This is a genomic window from Solibacillus isronensis (assembly GCF_900168685.1).
GTDB lineage: Bacteria > Bacillota > Bacilli > Bacillales_A > Planococcaceae > Solibacillus > Solibacillus isronensis_A.
On the sequence record NZ_FVZN01000014.1, the window covers coordinates 1,657,864 to 1,677,027 of the forward strand.

The 19,164-nt window shown below is 33.8% G+C and carries 23 protein-coding genes and 1 riboswitch; of the genes, 5 read left to right on the plus strand and 18 right to left on the minus strand.

All coding sequences use genetic code 11. The features are described from left to right. Window positions 1-69: 69 nt before the first annotated feature. The 7 genes from B5473_RS16790 to B5473_RS16820 form a co-directional block, all read right to left on the minus strand. Window positions 70-549, minus strand: coding sequence for an NUDIX domain-containing protein (locus B5473_RS16790; protein WP_079527232.1), 480 nt, complete (start codon window positions 547-549; stop codon window positions 70-72). Window positions 550-575: 26 nt separating this feature from the next. After that, window positions 576-1,136, minus strand: a complete 561-nt coding sequence (locus B5473_RS16795) for an NUDIX hydrolase (protein WP_079527234.1) — start codon at window positions 1,134-1,136, stop codon at window positions 576-578. Between the two features lie 165 nt (window positions 1,137-1,301). Continuing rightward, the gene (locus B5473_RS16800) at window positions 1,302-1,826 is read right to left on the minus strand and encodes a PhzF family phenazine biosynthesis protein (RefSeq protein WP_254865358.1); all 525 of its coding nucleotides are present in this window, start codon (window positions 1,824-1,826) and stop codon (window positions 1,302-1,304) included. A 212-nt stretch (window positions 1,827-2,038) separates the two neighbouring features. Next, window positions 2,039-2,539: a hypothetical protein gene (locus B5473_RS16805; RefSeq protein ID WP_079527236.1), complete on the minus strand. Its 501-nt coding sequence runs from the start codon at window positions 2,537-2,539 to the stop codon at window positions 2,039-2,041. A 173-nt stretch (window positions 2,540-2,712) separates the two neighbouring features. After that, window positions 2,713-4,070, minus strand: a protein-coding gene (locus B5473_RS16810) for an IS3 family transposase (protein ID WP_139377713.1) whose coding sequence is annotated in 2 segments (ribosomal slippage) — window positions 2,713-3,617 and window positions 3,617-4,070 — 1,359 coding nt in all. Because the reading frame shifts where the segments join, the coding sequence is not laid out codon by codon here. A gap of 129 nt (window positions 4,071-4,199) precedes the next feature. Beyond that, window positions 4,200-4,505 (minus strand): hypothetical protein, encoded by a 306-nt coding sequence (locus B5473_RS16815; protein ID WP_079527238.1) that lies wholly within the window; start codon window positions 4,503-4,505, stop codon window positions 4,200-4,202. Window positions 4,506-4,772: 267 nt separating this feature from the next. Beyond that, entirely contained in the window at window positions 4,773-4,982 is a 210-nt protein-coding gene (locus B5473_RS16820) for a hypothetical protein (RefSeq protein WP_079527240.1), read from the minus strand. Between the two features lie 1,082 nt (window positions 4,983-6,064). On the opposite strand from B5473_RS16820, the gene B5473_RS16830 reads away from it, so the two are divergent. Then, window positions 6,065-6,736: a DUF6944 family repetitive protein gene (locus tag B5473_RS16830; protein ID WP_079527244.1), complete on the plus strand. Its 672-nt coding sequence runs from the start codon at window positions 6,065-6,067 to the stop codon at window positions 6,734-6,736. A gap of 199 nt (window positions 6,737-6,935) precedes the next feature. Here B5473_RS16830 and B5473_RS16835 read toward each other — a convergent pair whose 3' ends face one another. Then, on the minus strand, window positions 6,936-7,445 hold the full coding sequence (locus B5473_RS16835) for a YusW family protein (RefSeq protein ID WP_079527246.1): 510 nt from the start codon (window positions 7,443-7,445) through the stop codon (window positions 6,936-6,938). A gap of 387 nt (window positions 7,446-7,832) precedes the next feature. Between B5473_RS16835 and B5473_RS16840 the strand changes: the two genes are divergently transcribed. Then, complete coding sequence (locus tag B5473_RS16840; RefSeq protein WP_079527248.1) at window positions 7,833-8,648, plus strand: cupin domain-containing protein; 816 nt, start codon at window positions 7,833-7,835, stop codon at window positions 8,646-8,648. Between the two features lie 235 nt (window positions 8,649-8,883). Here B5473_RS16840 and B5473_RS16845 read toward each other — a convergent pair whose 3' ends face one another. From B5473_RS16845 to B5473_RS20985, 8 genes are all read right to left on the minus strand, one after another. After that, window positions 8,884-9,162, minus strand: coding sequence for a hypothetical protein (locus B5473_RS16845; RefSeq protein WP_079527251.1), 279 nt, complete (start codon window positions 9,160-9,162; stop codon window positions 8,884-8,886). A gap of 430 nt (window positions 9,163-9,592) precedes the next feature. Then, complete coding sequence (locus B5473_RS16850; protein ID WP_079527253.1) at window positions 9,593-10,888, minus strand: NCS2 family permease; 1,296 nt, start codon at window positions 10,886-10,888, stop codon at window positions 9,593-9,595. A gap of 111 nt (window positions 10,889-10,999) precedes the next feature. After that, a riboswitch (purine riboswitch) is annotated at window positions 11,000-11,099 on the minus strand. 249 nt (window positions 11,100-11,348) lie between these two features. Beyond that, window positions 11,349-12,392 (minus strand): LCP family protein, encoded by a 1,044-nt coding sequence (locus B5473_RS16855; RefSeq protein ID WP_079527255.1) that lies wholly within the window; start codon window positions 12,390-12,392, stop codon window positions 11,349-11,351. After that, window positions 12,382-12,909, minus strand: coding sequence for a sigma-70 family RNA polymerase sigma factor (locus B5473_RS16860; protein ID WP_079527257.1), 528 nt, complete (start codon window positions 12,907-12,909; stop codon window positions 12,382-12,384). Before B5473_RS16860 ends, B5473_RS16855 begins: the two co-directional genes overlap by 11 nt. 194 nt (window positions 12,910-13,103) lie before the next feature. Continuing rightward, the gene (locus B5473_RS16865) at window positions 13,104-13,802 is read right to left on the minus strand and encodes a polysaccharide deacetylase family protein (protein WP_079527259.1); all 699 of its coding nucleotides are present in this window, start codon (window positions 13,800-13,802) and stop codon (window positions 13,104-13,106) included. A 65-nt stretch (window positions 13,803-13,867) separates the two neighbouring features. Beyond that, the gene (locus tag B5473_RS16870; protein ID WP_079527261.1) at window positions 13,868-14,290 is read right to left on the minus strand and encodes a DUF4181 domain-containing protein; all 423 of its coding nucleotides are present in this window, start codon (window positions 14,288-14,290) and stop codon (window positions 13,868-13,870) included. A gap of 102 nt (window positions 14,291-14,392) precedes the next feature. Beyond that, the gene (locus B5473_RS16875; RefSeq protein ID WP_079527263.1) at window positions 14,393-14,947 is read right to left on the minus strand and encodes a GNAT family N-acetyltransferase; all 555 of its coding nucleotides are present in this window, start codon (window positions 14,945-14,947) and stop codon (window positions 14,393-14,395) included. 414 nt (window positions 14,948-15,361) lie between these two features. Then, window positions 15,362-15,526, minus strand: a complete 165-nt coding sequence (locus B5473_RS20985) for a hypothetical protein (RefSeq protein ID WP_254865359.1) — start codon at window positions 15,524-15,526, stop codon at window positions 15,362-15,364. Between the two features lie 100 nt (window positions 15,527-15,626). Here B5473_RS20985 and B5473_RS16885 point away from each other — a divergent pair, with 100 nt between their 5' ends. Together B5473_RS16885 and B5473_RS16890 are read left to right on the plus strand one after the other, a co-directional pair. After that, window positions 15,627-16,097, plus strand: a complete 471-nt coding sequence (locus B5473_RS16885) for a DinB family protein (protein ID WP_079527265.1) — start codon at window positions 15,627-15,629, stop codon at window positions 16,095-16,097. Between the two features lie 125 nt (window positions 16,098-16,222). Further along, the gene (locus tag B5473_RS16890) at window positions 16,223-16,495 is read left to right on the plus strand and encodes a YesK family protein (RefSeq protein WP_079527267.1); all 273 of its coding nucleotides are present in this window, start codon (window positions 16,223-16,225) and stop codon (window positions 16,493-16,495) included. Between the two features lie 100 nt (window positions 16,496-16,595). On the opposite strand, the gene B5473_RS16895 is transcribed toward B5473_RS16890, so the two are convergent. Together B5473_RS16895 and B5473_RS16900 are read right to left on the minus strand one after the other, a co-directional pair. Further along, entirely contained in the window at window positions 16,596-17,429 is an 834-nt protein-coding gene (locus tag B5473_RS16895; protein ID WP_079527269.1) for a hypothetical protein, read from the minus strand. An 88-nt stretch (window positions 17,430-17,517) separates the two neighbouring features. Then, on the minus strand, window positions 17,518-17,718 hold the full coding sequence (locus B5473_RS16900) for a phosphate starvation-inducible protein PhoH (protein WP_079527272.1): 201 nt from the start codon (window positions 17,716-17,718) through the stop codon (window positions 17,518-17,520). A 239-nt stretch (window positions 17,719-17,957) separates the two neighbouring features. Here B5473_RS16900 and B5473_RS16905 point away from each other — a divergent pair, with 239 nt between their 5' ends. Beyond that, window positions 17,958-18,809, plus strand: a complete 852-nt coding sequence (locus B5473_RS16905; protein WP_079527274.1) for an alpha/beta hydrolase — start codon at window positions 17,958-17,960, stop codon at window positions 18,807-18,809. The last annotated feature ends 355 nt before the right edge of the window (window positions 18,810-19,164 follow it).

The following is a 19,164-nucleotide window of genomic DNA, read 5'->3' on the forward strand; positions in this document are numbered from 1 at the left end:
AACACCTCAATTTTATGCCCTTATAAGCTGATTTTATTGGGTTCTAAAGAGCATTTTTAAGACTTACTTTCACTTCAAATAGAGTTTCTCGAGCCTGTAATCCTCAATCAATTCAATATTCCTTCTATTATTAATATAGTTCTTTATTTGCTGTGTTATATTGGGCAGCAGTAAGATTGAATCCAATTCTTCTATAGGAATCCATTTCACCGCCGTTTGATTAGGATCTGGATATTTTGGTAATTTCGGGACCGAGTGATTCTTTAAAGTACATTCAAAAATAAGATGAAGTCCATGTTGGGCATTCTCATCATAATCACCGGATTGCTTATGTGGTGGAAACTCATAAATTAATGCTAACGGTCCAACTTCAACTTCTGCCGTAGTTTCTTCAAACACTTCTCTAGCGACACCTTCAATTATTGTCTCCCCGGGTTCCATCCTCCCACCTGGTAAATTATAATGGATTCCATTATCATCATACTCTACTAAAAGCACCGAATTATTTTCGATGATCAATCCTGTACATCGTATTCTTACATGTGACATTTTCCCGCCTCTTTTCTTCGATATAATTAGACACTCAGTTGTTTCTCCATATAGTACATTTTCGCCATTGTGTATGCATGTGCTGTAAACAGTTGTGTATTGATCTGCTTCAACTTAATCAAAGTATCCATTTCATTAAAATCAATTAATTTAATTGTAAGCTCTTCAGTATCATCTAAATCTTGTTCAAATTCCTTAGAAGCATCAAGCAAGAGAAAAGTAATTACTTTGTTATTTTGTGTAGCGGGGTTAACCATGAATTCTCCAAGTAAAATAGGCTTGCTTTCTGAAATATAACCGGTCTCTTCCTTTACTTCTCGGATTATCGCTTCCTCGTATGTTTCATTTGCTTCGATTTTCCCAGCAGGGACTTCAAGGTAAAATTCATTGCCCGCATAACGGTACTGTTCAACAAGGACCATCTTGTTTTCCTTTGTTAACACAACAGCGTTTACCCAATCAGAATATTCGTTTACATAATAGTCATCAATCACCAAACCGTTAGGAAGCTTGCATTCGTCTTTTCGAATATTGCCGAAAGGACTTTTATGTATATACTCAGATTTTAAAGTTTTCCATTTATCCATAATTACCTCCATAAATTCATGTCCAAATCTAGGCTTTTAAATTACCTATTGCCACTCTTTATAAATATTAACATAATTAACCAATTTACTTCATTATAAAAAATGAGCATGATCCTTGTAGCAGGTTCATGCTCGAAAATTAGATATTGATATTTTCTAAAGTCCTTAGTAAATTTCCCCTTTTGTAAGTATAGTAGAATTCCCGCCTACCATAACTAATGGGTTATTTTTATTTACCAATTTCGTAATAATGTGAGAAGGTCTATCCATACAGTAGCCTTGAAGAAAAGTGTATTCTTCATTAAATTCATTTAACACATTGTGATGAAAAAGGTAATAAGTTAAAGCTCCATTTGATGTCCCTGTTGCGGCTTCTTCGTCAATCCCATAGAGCGGGCAAAAGTTTCTACTTATTGCTACACCTTCATTCGTATCAAGCGTAAATGCATGGACACCGCCTACTTTATTGACCCTTGTATATTCAGCAAGAGCTTTAAAATCAGGTTTTAGAGCATTTAAAGCTTCATTTGTTTTTATAGGCAGTATAATATCCCAAAGCCCTGTGCTTGCAGCTTGAGGAACCAAGTTAAAACCTGCACATCCTATTTGGCTTTTATCTATATTAAAAAGTTCAGCCAAATACTCATAATCATCAAATATTTTCCCCAGTTTAGGTTTAGCTTGCTCCATCATTATAAATGAGTTTCTATGCAAATTAAAGTTCATGCCAGCAAGCCTAAAAGCCTTTGTTTCAAGCGTGAGAGCACTTGCATAAAATCACGTATAAACAATGTTCCACTATAAAAGGCAGAAACGCTTATAAATCAACGTTTCTGCCTTTTATGTTCATTCACAAACTTTGATTTAGGAACGTTATTTTGTATGTAGATGTATAGTAATTCCTAAACCCATTTTTCCTCATCTTCTACAAATTTTGCGTTTTGCAAGTCATATGAAGATGCTTCATCATGGAAAACAAAATAAACAGGTAAAACAAACTGTTTTCCTCCTGCTTTAATCCAGCAATCAGCAAACCATTCCGTAAAAATTTGTTGTTCTTTGCTAGCTAATTCTTCGTCGTTTTGTTCATAGAAATCCCAAAAACTCTCATGCTGATTATCCAGCAAATGATAATATGAAGTGCTTGCAAGAACCTCAACACTTCCTGCAAAGCTGTTAGGTGTAATATCTTCGCCAAATACTTCATTTGCATCTGTATCCATTGAAAACATCATAATAGATAGTTCAAATCTTGTGGGGTCTGTAAACGCAGAAAAATCTACTAAATCAACGGCATCATCAAATTTGTAAGAAACAATTTTTTGCAGTTCTTTAATTAAATTAGATGTAGATTTTTCTAAATTAGTCTGTATTGAAGCAATATAATTTTCAATTGAAAACATCTTTTAATTCTCCCTCCAAATAGGTATTAACCCTACTTAATAATACCTTATCATTCCAAAGAACTCATTCTTTACATGAAAAAACAAGCAGCTGAACACATTGTAATGGTCTTAGCTGCTGGTTCGAACATCCCCAAAGTTGAAGTGACCCCTAAAAGTTAGACACGGTAATTTCAGGCAGCCATTTGGGCATGAGTTCGATATTGTATCGGGCTCATACCTTTTAATTTTGCCTTAATCCGTTTGGTATTGTAGTAGTTGATATATTTTTCTAGTTCTCTTTTGAATTGCTCGATATTTTCAAATTCCTTTAAATAGAGAAATTCAGATTTCATGATGCCAAAGAAATTCTCCATCACGGAGTTATCGTAACAGTTACCTTTACGAGACATACTTTGCACAATGCCTCTTGTTTCAAGACTGTGTCGATATTGTTTCATTTGATAATGCCAGCCTTGATCGGAATGCATTAATAGCTGGTGGTCTTCTGGTAAGCATTCTAACGCCTTTTCTAACATGTCTGAAACAAGGGAAAAGGTCGGCCTTGAACCAATTGTATAGGTAATAATTTCACCATTAAATAGATCTAAAACAGGTGATAAATAAAGCTTTTCTCCGAATAATTTAAACTCTGTAATATCGGTTACCCATTTTTCATTTGGAGCCTCTGCCGTAAAATTACGATTTAAAATATTTGGCGCAATTTTACCGACTGTGCCTTTATACGATTTATATTTTTTCATACGTACTAAGCACTTTAAACCTAGCTCTTTCATGATGCGTTGAACCTTCTTATGATTCACTTTTTGCCCACGATTCGCTAACTCATCACGAATACGACGATAACCATAACGACCTTCATGTTCATCGTAAATCGCTTGAATTTCGACCTTTAAATCAGCGTTCAGATCGGGTCGATTCATCTTCTTCACTATATCGTAGTACGTACTGCGTTTAATTTCTGCGAATGCCACAAGTGCTTTCACCGAATATTTATGCCTTAATTCACAAATGACTTTTACTTTGTCTTTCGTGGTGATTTTTCTTTGGCTTGAACTAAGGCATTCAACTTTTTTAAATACTCGTTTTCCATTTCAAGCTGTTTAATGCGAGCTTGGAGTGCTTGAGTAGAGCCTTCTACTGGTGTTTTCTTAGATTGTTTAGCCGTTTCTTTTTTCATGGATAGACGCCCCTTTTTCTTTGGCTGAAGGGCATCCTTTCCTTGTGCTTCGAATTGTTTTTTCCAATTTCGTATCGTTGAAGCAGCCGCTATTTTAAAAATAGCAGCGGTTTCGTATAAGGACGTACCGTGTTCAGTCATGTAGTTAAGTACGTCTAGTTTAAACTGCTTCGTGTAATTTGTATATCGTTTTACAAAGGCCTCTACACCGTTATGTTCATATTGTTTCACCCAAGTTAATAGGTAACGATGGGATACCCCTATATCAGCCGCTACTTTCCTTGAACTTTCTTTTCCATTTACATATCTTTGAACCGCTGCTAATTTTTCTTCTGCACTCATTTTAGCCATAAAAAAACGGCACCTCCTTGTTAGATGTGTCTAACAAATGGGGTGCAGTTCAAGTTTCATTTGGGAACGTTATTTTGTATTGTGTTTGTATAATTTAAACTAAAGCATTCCATTAGTCTAAGAAGCTACTTATTGTATGTTATCTTTTGGTTCATTTAGTAATAATGGCTTTTTACTTTGACGATTTATTAAAAGAATTATCCCAGCTTGAATAGTCATCGATAAAACAAGAAGGATTAAATGTGTAAAACCATGACCAATCCATGAAAAAATATAGTAAAGTGGTGCTGATGAAAGGTACGAAATATATTGATTTTTAGTTAAAATAAAAATAATTGTTGAGATACAAGAAGTCACTAATAAAACCTCTAAAATAATTCTAGCAAATTTAAAATCAAAAGAATTCATGTAATAAAGTTCATTAAATAATTCCATTTTTATTCCTCCTAGTTTATTTTTTAAAAAACACCCTCTCTTTTTATGTAAATACATTTTAACATTTTTTGGGATAATGGTGAAATGAAAGATAAACATTGCCAAAGCGTAGTTTGGGGACTTACTTTCCATAAGAAGCTAAAAAAACCCCTATTCAATTGAATAAGGGGTGTTTGCTCCCAAAGTATCATTGGGGAACGTTATTTACGTTTGTTTTGTATACGCTATAAATTACACTAAAGCACCCGTTAGTAAAAAAACACTTAATTACCAATCTGGTCCATCATCACTATCAGCCACTTTAAGAATAAATGCATTTGAATCTAAATTATTCTTTTTAACTATCTGAAAGAAAATTGATTTTACCACTTCTTGTTCAGATTCAGTAGCGTCTTTATTGTTTAAGATATATTTCACCTGAACATCATTCATAGAATTTGCCATAACCAACGTTTGAAATCTATAACCTTTTTTCACTAATTCATCATTTACTTGTTTAATAATACCGCTATCTCCATAGATGAAATTTTCAATCTCCCTAGATTTTTTTTCATTTTCTGCTTGTTGCTGTGCACTTATCGTAGGTAGAGTTTCGGATATATCTCCTTTTGATGAGAAGTTATTGATAAAAAGAAAGGTTATAACAAATAAAATTAGAATGGTCCCAATTAAAATGACTTTACTCTTTTTCAGTTAGTACACTCCTTCCTTAAATTGAGTATATGCCTGTATAAGAGTTCTAAAACCACATAATACGGTTATTAAACTGCTCGTTAGCTGAAGAAAAAATGCACCCAAAGCGATGTTTGGTCACATTTTGTAGTGTTTGTTGCACTAAGCATCCATTTCTAAATTTTGGTTCCTTTTGAAAGTTTCTTTTTAATAACAAAGTAAGTTACTACACCCAAGCAAATGTATGTAATCAACATATAACTTCCCATTAATGTTGAGTTCTTAAATACAGTGGTTAGCGAATACATACTTAGTAATATATAGATTATTAAAAATACATATCCATTCTTTCTACTTTTCACAAAGACAGAAGTAAAAACAGCCAATATTAAGCTGACAAATATTAAATGACTTAAAATGACCATTATATACATCAAAATACTAAACTCCACTAGTTCCCCCCAGTCCTCTCAAGTAAAGGCAATTACCTATTTTCAACAAACCTGCTGCGTTAAATGAAGTATAACCTTCCCAAACCGACGTTTGGTAACATAATTATAGTCTATTTACGTACCCAAAATCGTATTTGATAACTTCTTTGTATGTAAGATAGGAAGCCACATGAATGTGATGATCCCTAATTCCACAATCGGGCGCTTTTCTTGAATAAGAAAAGTGCTTTATTCAATTATAGGGCCAAATTGTAGAATAAGCTTCTTTAATGTGTAAACCTTACAAAGGTCCATTTACCCCACTTAAATATTCATATATTGAGGTATGTATATTTTTATTCGAATCAAGGCATAGCTGTCCTATCGAATATTAGAGGCCATCATTAAGTGAATTTGGAGCATGATGCCCTATCTAATTATAAGTGGGTGTAAAAAATGAGGGACTTTCATAAAAAAAGTGAGAACTATCCTTCCAGGGAAAAAAAATTTCTTTCTAATAATCGAAATAACTCAATGTTATCAAATACAAATAGTACACGTAATAAACAGAGTAACGCGAGTATTCGAAACAAGGGGAATAACTCAAATACTAAAGCTGTTGTAGGGAATTGGATTGGGGCTGTTGGAACGATTATTTCTGCAATAAGTAGTACACCTTCAACTGTTTTTACAGAACAAACATTAGAAGATTTCAACCTAATTGGCAACACATTACAAGCTGTTGGAAGCGCAATAGTTGCAGAAACTGAAGATACATTAATAAATGAGGTTGGGGGCCAAATTGCAGCTGTAGGTAATTTAGCTTCTATAGCAGGAATACTATCTAAAAATGAACAATTAAATCAACGGTTAGAAAAGCAAGGAGAATTACTTCAGCTTGTAGGCGTAGGAATCACAGTTGAGACACAAGGTAATCTAACACTCATAGAGACGATTGCAAATACGGGAGTTATTATCCAAGTAATAGGTATCGCAATTGGGGTTTTAGTTGTCTCAGAGACAAGTGAAGGTAAAGTAATAGGAGCAGTAGGAGCTTGGATAGAAGCAGTAGGAGCTGTAATTACTGCGTTAGCGATAGATAAGATGAATGTCGAAGATAGAAGTTGAAACATGTGGAAAACCATAATGTTGTTAGAAGTATTTATCAAAACTAGAGAAAGAATACTAATCAATGCCGGAGAGGCAGTGAATACTGTCATTACTCCATTGGCCTACTGGAACACTTAATTCACAAAAAAAGAAATTGCTTATGCAACTTCTTTTTTTTGCTTAATATTGAAAAGTTCCATTAAGAGAGACTTTTTGATTATTTATTATGATGATAATGTTTTTCTTCACCGCTTGGGAATCTCACTTCAAGCTCAAAGGACTGATAATTCTCATCTAAAGAAAATGCTTTTAGAACTGCTTTTCGAACATCCTCATCGCTTGTAGTTTCATCAAATGTAAGCTGTTTTAATGCATCGACAAATTTGTCATAAGCTTGATCTCCTTTATACTCAGCACCTTTAAGATCATCGTCTAGTTCAGCATAAATATTGTTGCCATCGTTCTCAAATTCAACTTCATATGACTTATGATCCGTATATTCTACATCTAAATCAAAGTGAGTAAATACATAATTTACATCTGTTACTTTAATTCCAGTCCGTTCCCGTACGTCTTCATTATTGTTATTATTTTTATTATTCGTTGTTTCATCAACCGTATTTTTATTACCTGTAACATCCTTATCTACCTGTGTATCGTCATTGCTACAGGCGTACAACAATCCTAATAGTAATGGTAGAGTAAGAACTCCTCTAAATAATTTCATATACGCTCTCCTTTACAAGTGGCTTCGATAATTTTATAAAGCTCTTAATTATCACTAAAAGCATTGCCAAATTAAAATTCATTTATCCATTTTCACTGTAACTTTATTATGAATACGAAAGAATGGGTTTTAATTAAACTTCGCAAAATTAAAAAATGGATTATTTGTATATGAATCGCGTCAACGAACTTTATACAGTTAGGCCCCCTTCAGAAGAAGACGTTCAGAAATTGCCAAACCAATTAATGTCTGACATGCAGAACTAACATTTAATAAGCCGTACTATGTATTCGGCATTTTCTTTTTGCCTATCCGAATCTATAGCTAGAAAACACATTATTAAAAGGTAGCATACAATAGTATATTATTTGCGAAAGGGTTGAAAAAATGTATTATTCCCCATACGGGTATCCATATCAACAACCATATTACAGTATTGCTCCGATGTATCATTATGCTGTGAACACAAATCAGTGGAATCCTCAAGGTCCTGTTCTTGTAAATCAGACTAATTCATCTAAAAATAATAGTGTGCCGATCAGTGACTACGGAAGAAGTCCTTTTGTTATAAATATTAATGAGGTAACTAAACAAAACGATACTTATCGCACTGCTTTGTGGACAGGAAATCATCTACAGACTACATTAATGAGCCTAAATCCAGGAGAAGATATCGGTTTAGAAATGCATCCTGACGTTGATCAGTTTTTACGTATTGAACAAGGGCATGGTATTACACAAATGGGAAAAAATCAAAGTCAACTAGATTTTATAAGAAGTGTTAAAGATGAATCGGCAATTTTTATACCTGCTGGAACATGGCACAACTTAACAAATACCGGGAATATACCGTTAAAGCTATATTCCATCTATGCACCACCTAACCATCCATTTGGAACGGTTCAATCAACAAAAGCAGAAGCAATGTCTGGCAACAGAGTGAATGCCCATCATAATGGAAGTCCAATCATTGGTGGTAAAACACCAGATGATTGGGTACGACACACGGAGTTTTTAGTCAACGAAGGGTTAGAAGATGTTAAAAGAGGAATAAACACAACACACATTCTACAAGAATTTATACTAATGGGGGTTCTCGTAGGGCAAGGATATGCTCCTGAAAAAGCATATGAACTTGTGGAAGAATGGGAAAGAACAGGGGTATCGAAACTTCTGCAACAAAGCAAAAAAAGAGAGAGTTAATCTTTGACTCCCTCTCTTTTCCGTTAATACGTGGTTACTTCAAGAGATATATAAGACCATTGTTGAGGCAATGGTCTTCTTTTTATTGCATAATTCTTTTATTCTTCATTTATTGATAAACACGTTATTCAACAATAGGGCAAGACAGTTTATGGAATAAAAAGAATTGCTCTTTTGCATAATATGCCATTAAAGTTAAATTAGATAATAAACTGTATTATACAAGTATTATGGCTTACTTGAGCCTACGGAATTTCTGTCCATTTACTTGCTTTTTAAGTTTCTCTATTTCGATGGTTAGATAATCAATCTGTTTCTGCATATTTTTATTACCGTTATTACTTATATCATTTTGATTGTTTTGTTCTAGTCTTTCTGCTTCTAATGCAAGTACTGCTGCAATAGTTGCAATAGTATCGCCTAAAGTAGTTATGGCTGCACCAACGACTGCTAGCTCAGCAGCCTGAATTGATAATTGGTTTTGATTATCTTGACTTATATTTTTATTTTTCATTAAAATTCCTCCACTAAAATCCCTAGTACAACATATGCTATTAAAGATAATTATATGTAGGTAGGGATGGATGATAAATGAAGGTATAAAACGTCACAGTGGCGGTGGTGTCCCACCACCCATAAAAGACATATATAAAAGACCATTGTTGTGACAACGGTCTTCTTCATTATGGCTTTATTATTCTAAATTTATTGATAAACATGTTATTTAATAATCGGGCCATATTGTGGAATAAGAAAACTGCATTCCATACAGGTTTTATTAAAAAACCACAATAAAAAGTACACAATAAAAGTTTGATTATAAAGTTTAATTATATATAATCAAACACAAATCCTCTAAATGTAAGGACTGGTTTTATTTTACTATTTACCCTATATTTGATTTACTAACCTATGTCTTTTATTTCGTTTATTTTGAAGTCCATTTATACGATAAATGCAAAGTATAAAAGGAATAACAGACAAAGCACATACATAATCGGGTGGATCTCTTTAGCACGCTTTTGTGCGATAAGACAAATCGGATACAGCACAAAGCCTAACCCAATCCCGATAACTACACTAGAAGTTAGTGGCATCATAATAATTGTTAAAAATGCCGGAATAACGATTTCTAACTTTGTCCAGTTGATTCGACGGATTTCCATAGCCATCAGTGCACCGACAATAATTAATGCGGCAGATGTTACTTCCACAGAAATAACACTAACAAGTGGTGAGAAGAATAATGCAACGACGAAACATGCTGCAATAACTACTGACGTAAAGCCGGTTTTACCTCCAACTGCAATACCCGCAGAAGATTCAACGCTTGTTGCAGGTGTTGATGTACCTAATACCGCTCCAATTACACCGGCAGCTGAATCGGCAAGTAACCCTTTTCCGATATTCGGAATTTTATTGTCTTTCATCATGCCTGCTTGGCTTGTCAGTCCAATTAATGCACCTGCTGTGTCAAAGAAAGCTACAATTAGGAAAGTGAAAATAACTGTCAGGATTTCTGCTGTAAAAATTTCATCTAAATGACCAAACACAACACCAAATGTCGGTTCAAGGCTTGGGATACTACCAACGATTGAAGATGGTACTTCAATTTTACCGAACAGCATCCCCACAATTGTTGTAATGACCATAGCGTAGAAAATACCGCCGTTAATGCCTTTTACTAACATAATGATTGTAAGGAAAATACCTAGAATTGCTAATAACGTCATCGGTGAAGTTAAATCGCCAATTGCCACAAATGTATCTGGATTACCAACAATAATGCCACCGTTTTTTAATCCGACAAACGTGATGAAAAATCCAATCCCTGAAGCAATCGCGAACTTTAAATCACTTGGAATAATGTTAATAATTTTTTCGCGAATTTTAAATAAACTTAAAATCAAGAAGATAATGCCGGCAACAAAAACACCTGTTAAAGTAACTTGCCAATCAATTCCCATTCCGATACAAACTGTAAAAGTAAAGAATGAGTTTAATCCCATACTCGGTGCAATCGCGATCGGGAAGTTCGCAAGTATACCCATTAGCAACGTACCGATAATTGCAGTAAGGGCCGTTGCAGTGAATACAGCTCCGTGATCCATGCCAGACTGACTTAGGATAATGGGATTGACAATCAAAATATATGCAATTGATAAGAAGGTCGTAATCCCAGCAAGTGTTTCCGTTTTATACGAAGTACCCCGTTCTGCAAATTTGAAAAAGTTTTTCATGTTGTACTCTCCTAGTTGCTATAATGTTAGCAATTAATTTATTATTCTAGAATAAAAAAAGCTTTGACCAATAATAGGCCAAAGCTTCTCTACAAAATGGAATAAAAACAGAATTTAATTCCCATTCCTTGTAGTCAGCTATTATCGGTAGCTGGTAGAAACTTTCAAGCCATCTTCTTGAATTTATACAAGGTATATTATATTTTCTAAAAACAATAGTAGAATAATATCAAGTTAAATTTAAATCGTCAATAGAATCAATAACAATATTTTTTTGTTTTAATAATATATAAATATTCAAAAAAGATCAAAAAATCAGTACTCATATTAAAATTCTCAGTACGACGATCATTTTATTCGTAATAGCATGAATTTAAATAAGTGAAGAATTCAGGACGATTACAACATTCAATTCCAAAAAAAGACTCGATTCCAATCGGGAAAATCGAGCCTCTAATTATTATTTGAAGGTAGTTAACTCTTTTGAAACTTCTTTTAAAAACTCCTCATCAAACCTGTAAATATGTTTGCCTTCTGTATTACTAATTGTGATTGCATCATCGATCATTCCGCCGCTTAAGGATATTTGTTTGAAAGCTTTAATATCCTTCTCCAACAACTGTATATCGCTTAGTGAATTTGCTAATGATTCTTTTAACTTATTTGATGAAGTTTCATTTTCCGCTTTATCTATTACTGCTTCCATCAGCTTTAAAAGGTTCCCTTCATCAAGGTTGTTCGGTTCTGTAGCAGCCATCAATAATGCTACGATTCCTTCTCCGTTTAAATGATTAACGCCTTTTTTCAATTCCATTGTTCCTTGAGTTATCCCTCTTACTGTCATATCATCCTGCAAATGATACGCTACCCCACCAATCGAATCAATGAGCGAAGAAAAACTCCTCAGTTCAATCACTGCATGATAATCAATCGGTAGATCAAAAAGATTGGAGACAATGGTTCTCACATTTTTAGCGCCACCATGATTATACGCAAATAACAATTTGTCGTTTAAAGCGGTCCCTTCATCTTGTTCAGCGACAGGTACATATGTATCATAAGGAATCGATACTACTTTCACCATATTTTTGTCTGTACTGTATGAAAGTAAAAGGTTGAGGTAAATTCGATCATCCATTTCTTCAGACTTAACCGTTATTAAAGTTGTTAACACTTTTGCCTCTTCTGTTCCTGCAGTGCCTGCAGTGCCTGCAGTGCTTGCAACGGTTGGATTCGTTTCTTTATTTAAACTAATGCTGCTTAATTCTTTATTAAGATTTTCTGGAAGCATTGATGGAAGGAATAAGAATAAACATAGACCTAAAATTAATAAAGTAGTTGTAACTGGGATCATTTTGCTTGGTACAATCAAAGATTTTTTTTGGATTTTACTTTTCTGTAAGCTGTGGATTTTTTCGAATACTTCAGTACGGTCCTCTTTCGTAAAATTCAATTCCTGATCTGAAATATCATTAAATTTCCCTCTGAATTGTTTATCTTCCATTAAGTTCCGCCTCCTTTATCATCGGTTCTAACCGATGTTTCGCTCTTCTTAATCGCGTCTTCACAGTATTCACAGAGATATCCAAAACACCGGCTATTTCTTCGGAGTTTAATGAATTATAGTAGTAAAGATAAACAACTTCCCGATATATTTTTGGAAGAGATAAAATGATATCTTTTATTTCTTCATCTTTATATTTATCAATTACTGTTTTTTCAATTGATGGTAGTACAGCCTTGGTTGTTTCATTAATAAAACTTTTAACCTGTACCATTTTGTAATGCCAACTTTTCAAATAATCTTTGCATTCATTAATTGTTATTCGATAGAGCCATGTTTTGATTTGCGCTTCAAATCGATATGAATCCAAATTGTTATAGCATTTAATGAATGTGTTTTGAACAAGGTCCTTCGCAATTTCTTTATCTCTCACATAGGAAAATGCAAGCCGTATCAGCTCAGTCCCGTAATCAATCATTATTTTTTCTAATAAATAATCCTTTTCTTCACTGTCCAATGTACTGCCCCCTTTACAATTAAATTTCAATTCTGCTATTAGACGATTGTCAATTCAATACAGGTTCAAATTCCCAAAAATAATTTATTATGTAAGTTCTCATACAAGTATAATTGAAATACAAAAAACCTGTATCTTAGATTATCGAGCAATCGTAGATACAGGCCTTTTAATATTCTGTAGTTCTAAAGAGTTCATAACGCTTGAAGTTCATCCACTGTTACAAATCGATATCCTTCTTTCGTAAGTTCTTTTAAAATCGTTTCAACTACTTGCAATGTCCCGCCGGTTTGATCATACATTGGATGCAGCAAGATAATCGAGCCCGGTTGAATGTTTTCCATTACATAATTGATTTTTTCATCTACACTTGTATAATACGTTTCCGGATCCAACGACCACATAATAGTTTCCCTGTTGGTCTTATTTAAATAATACGGTAAGCCTAGGAATTTTTTCCCGTAAGGTGGGCGAAAGTCAATTTCTCCCTCATACCCAATGCTTCGAATTAGCTCATCTGTTTTTTCTATTTCTTCTTCAATAAAAGAAGAAGATTTTAAAACCATTCTTTTATGTGAATACGTGTGATTCCCAATTTGATGCCCTGCTTCAACTATTTTTTTTGCTTCTTCAGGATGCTTTTCAATTTCATTTCCGATAAGGAAAAACGTAGATTTTGCGTTGTATTCATCTAATAATGGCAAAAGCTGATCCACATTTTTTGTCGGACCGTCATCAAAAGTTAAAGCAACTATCTTTTCCTCTGTTTCCGCCTGATAGGTCAACCCTCCAAATAATTGAAACGTTCTTAGTTTCGTAACTTGGAATAGCCCTGCGAATAATACAGCTATTAATATAACTGCAATTCCCCCAATTATTAACTTCTTTTTCATCAGTGGTTCCTTTCTTCAATAAGCTTTAAGCGATAAATACGTTACTTTTGTCAAATAAACACTTACTACCATACCAACAGGCCAAAAAAGTCTGTCGAAAACACGGCGAGTAAAAACATCGAGATTACCACTAATTGTACAGTCGTAAAAATGTAATCATTCTTGTTGGCCGCATATCTCTTCTCCATAACAATTCGAACTAGTTCTGTTACAACAATTAAACCAAACATAAGTATATGCGGTTGCAGCAACCAAATGTGCTTTGAAGGATTTTCGTTGACATTGACGAAAAAACCAAATAATACAACGACAATAAAAGTAATTCTAATGGTCCAATCAATTTTTTTATGTTTCTGATTTACAAAATTATTGGAGAAGAACTCTTTCTTTTCCACGTTTAGCCATTTTCTTAAAAACTTATTCATAAAAAATAGTACAAGTCCAAATATTGATGATATTAAAATTAAACTTGTTAAAACATTATCCACAATCTTTCACCACCTAATTTTCACTTCACAACTGCGTATTGAATAGTAACCTTTCCCTACCTTCTCTTTGTGTATTACAAGATGCTATATTAAATTTATCCCTTACCTCGAATTTATATAGTAAATAAGGTGATCAGTCCACTCGTCAAATTCGTAAATAAACCCTTTTCTTATACATTCAAATTGCAGGCCAACACTTTCTGCTAACTTAATGGAAGGGAAGTTATCCAAATTTATGTGTGCTTCAATCCGATGGTAATTCAGTTTATTAAAAGCGAGCGTAATCGCAGCATTTACAGCTTCCTTTCCATATCCTTGCAACCAAAATTGGTTGTGAATGGCATAACCAAATCTTGCCCATTGAAATTCATCCCTTAACATTGTGGAAAAATCTACTGAACCAATATGCGCAAGATCCTCTTTTCGGAAAACCCCAAATATATAAACTTTATCTTCTGAAGCAAGCCTTTGATGGCGATCTACCAAATCTCCAAACCAATCTTTTGTACAAATGCTCATATCCATTTTACCTTCATCGTACTGATGTTGTGATGGCAATCTATTTTCAAATGCGGATAACCACGATGTGTAATCACCTATTTCAAGGGGTCTAATCACAAGTCTATCCGTTTCTATGAATACATTAAATTTCTTCAAATAATCACACCTCAATTTCTTCTACATATTGCTTATTAGGCCCTAGTTTAATTTAAATTTGGGATTACTTATTATTTCATTGACTACGTATGAAATATCGTCAGGTGAAGTATTGCATGTATCAAATATGTATTTATTATTTAATCCTGATTCAATGAACTCATCTACTAAAATCGTACATCGTTCACCCATTCTAGCGCCTGGCATCCTCATATTATCCCTAGTCAATAGAGTCTCCTTATCAGTCCATAAGACGACATAAATCACTTCCACATTTAGACTTTTAAGATTTTTGCTAACCCACTCCGCTTCTTTAGGAAAGGTTACATAATCAACGATGACGTCATTGCCATACTTAACAAAGTTCTTTGTAAGACTCAATATGTTATCCCAAATCAATGCTTCTTCCGATCTTTACCACGGATTTTTTCTTCCATTAATGTGCATATGGCTAATATTATCACCAGAAATATAGGCGCTGTTCTTAAATTTTTTAGTCAGTTCTTTTGAAGTTGTGGATTTCCCTACCCCAGCTGGACCTGAAATAATGTAGACCTTATTTGCCGCTTTTTTATTCATTCGTTCAACTCCTAAAATGAGAAGTAATCTTCACCAATGTTTCCCAATAAATCCATTTAAGTTATAATTTTCTTACTATTCTACTAGAACGAGGTGCAAAATGTTATCTTTATTTAAATATAATTGGCAAGTACGGGAAGATTGGTTTAATTGGTGTGAATCATTACCTGAGGAAGAATTTCATAAAGAACGGATCGGCGGTATGAAAAGTATACGGGAAACACTAATCCATGTAATAGACTGTGAATTACTCTGGTTAAATTCATTAATTGATGAAAAAATAGTTTTTGAAAGGCGACAACTATTTACACAATTGAGTGAGATCAAAGAATATTCGACTTTTGTCCAATCGTATACTGAACAGTTAATTGAACAACTTCCTTCAGACTATGAAAATAAACTTATAGAAGTACAGCGACGAGACGGTTCAATATTAGAATTTACGCAAAAAAAAATTCTCGCTCATATGATAACACATGAGATTCATCACATTGGACAACTATCCGTTTGGGCTAGAGAAATACAGCGAAAGCCGATATCTTCGGATTTAATCATTAGAAGTTTTGAATAATCCATAAAGCATTTTCCCTTTGCCCTTAAAGAAATGGAAAATTTATGTTAAAATTTTTACAGAATGAATTTTAGGGTATATAACAGTCATGTCAGTTCGCGGAAAACATAACAGGGGGTAATGAAGTGGATGCTTTGATGTTAGACGGATGGACTCCTTTAATATTGTTAGGTATTTTGTTTGCATTTATGATGTTTTTTATTGCCCGTAAAGTTTCAAAGAATGTTTTACTTTTAACATCTGCTATAATGAGCCTACTTTGTTTAGGATTAGTACTTTTCAGCATATTTGTTGTTGGGGGTTGGGAAGGCATGGGTCTAGGCTTCTTTGCTTTTTCTATTTTTATAGGCGTTTGGATAGGTACTATTTTTGGGATTATTTATCAAAACACGAAGTAAGGGCTTTAGTTGAATAGGCAGACTGAACGCTCAGGGATATTTATAAACTGAGCGTTTTTTATTTCTCTACTGCCATATTACAGCTGACTTATATATGAAATTACATTACCAAATCTATAATTTCTTTTACCCACTCGGGGTTCTCATCAACTCCGTATTGCACACATAATTTCTTATGAATTTGAATAAATTCCGGAATGAGATTTTTCATTACATTTAAAATTTCTTCTTGTTCTCTACTGCATTGCCACTGAATTAACAGTGATAATTGCCGATCACTTAATTTGCTTCTATCCCCTTCTAATTTTGCCCAATCCCCAAAGGTATTCGGTTGTATGCCTGCTTCCATATACCAACCAGTTATCATGGATAATCTTAAATTATCTATATTGTGAAGTGCATAGTAGATTTCTTTTCTCATCACTCTTCTGTACGCTTCATGCAGATAAGCAAAAAATTTTGTTCTCCAATGCTCTATTTCTTGAATAGAAGGTATATACGTTAAATCCGCTGATTTTTTTAATACATCATAGATCAAGCCTGTTGGATCATGAACAATTTTTAATTTCCGAGTCCATATAGATGGCTTCATATCCACCTTTCTATAATAAAAGCTGTCCACTTTTATAAATGACCAGTAATGTGCCGTACTGTAATTTGCCCAATGAAAGTCTTCAAAGAAAAGAACATTTCCCCAGTTACTGGCCCGTTGCTTTTTGTTCAACCTATACTCCTCATATACTTCATCTTTTACAACAATTCGGAGATCGATATCAGAATATAAATCCGTTTCTTCATTTCCTATGGACCCTCCGTAAAAAACAGCCAAAACATTCTCATCATTGATTAAATCAAGTTCAATTGCATCCATTAATTCCTCACGATGCTTTGGAAGACCAACATCTCGTACTTTATTTTTAGTTTTTAATCCCACACATTCTAAAACAGCTCCTTCGTTTATGCGTCCTCTTATTAAACTTCGGAAATGGGATTCAATAATCCTCTTTTTGTATACTGTAGTTTTACATCAATCGAGGCATTAACCACCATACAACAATAAAAATGCTCAATACTCCCCATACTGCGGTTCCTATTATCCAACCAATGATTGACCTAGTAGCTGAACTATCGTGAATTTTATCTTTTAAACTTCTCAATTTAATCGCACATACAACCATACCGGTGATGATGAGTACAATTGCGAGAATTGATAATGCATCCATAATTTAACCTCCAACCTTCCTTTTAAAGGTATTCATATGCACTCAATATTTACTTAAACTTTTCGAAAATATATTTAAATACTATAAACATGTAACACCGATATCAATCCCCTGCATGCTCCTAATACTATTTATAGCTTTTATTATTAATATAAAGGGGTTAAGGATTTCGAAATAGAAATACTACTATACTAACATTAAAATTTGTTAGAAATTGAGATTATTAAGGAGTGCTATGTATGTGGGAACGGAAAATGATTGAAACAACGAGAGGTACTTTTGAATATTTTACCTGTGGGAACGGAGAACCACTTGCCATTACCCATTTTTATAGCGCTTTTAACGAGAAAGGAAATTGGTTTGCCAATCCATTTACTAAGCATTATCAAGTATTTTTGATCAATGTCAGAGGTGCAGGTAACTCACCTGAAATTATTTATGATGAAGAGTTACAATTACATAATATTATATTGGATTTAGAAGCAATTAGAGAAGCCTTATTTTTTGAAAAGTGGACATTCGCCGGACACTCTACAGGTGGTATGTTAGCGCTACAATATGCAGTAGATAAACAACAATCTTTAACGAGTATCATATGCGGATGTAGTGCTGCCAGCAAAGAATATGCAAGTCATCCAAAGAGTATTTACTGTACTCAAAATAAAAATTTTAGTCGTATTATTGAAATTATGGAATGCTTGAATAACCCTGAAACACCGCTAGAACAGCGTAAATCCTTAGACTTTGAATGGGCCCTTATGTCTTTCTCGAGTGAAAAAAAATTAAGAAATGCCCTGACAATACCTAATAGCGGGCGTATAGTAGGACGTGCGCTTGATTATTTCAGAAAAGTCGCTGTGCAACAATATAATTTACGTCCTTCTTTACAAAAAATTGAAATACCTACTTTTATTTTTGGTGGACTTTTAGATGCGCAATGCCCGGTTGAATTCAGCTATGAAATCGCTGAATTGATCCCAAAATCATACCTTACGATTTTTAATGATTCGAACCATTTCCCTTTTGTAGAAGAAGCACAAGCATTTAACGTTTTTGTGGAAGAAACCATCAATACGCTTAAGTATGTATAATCCTTTAATCAAATAAGAAATAATTGAGTAATAGTAGAATTAGCGCTAATGCAGAAAAAGAATACAACGCTATGTTAGTTTTACTTATCTTTTTATTTTCCATTAATCATTACCTACTTTTGAATGTTTTTTGAACATAAAAATTTAACTTGGGAGGCGATAAAAATCTCCTCTCTCTTTTCATTTTATTCTTTATATTAATGAATCCATCTTGAAACAATACGATAAACAAAAAAGGATACACCACTTAAGCCTAATATCCCGGTAATTGTCAACATCGGAAAGTCGCCTACATACACCATGCTTAAAGCAAACATTAAAAAAGAAAGAACGATTCCTCCGATAGATAAAAATA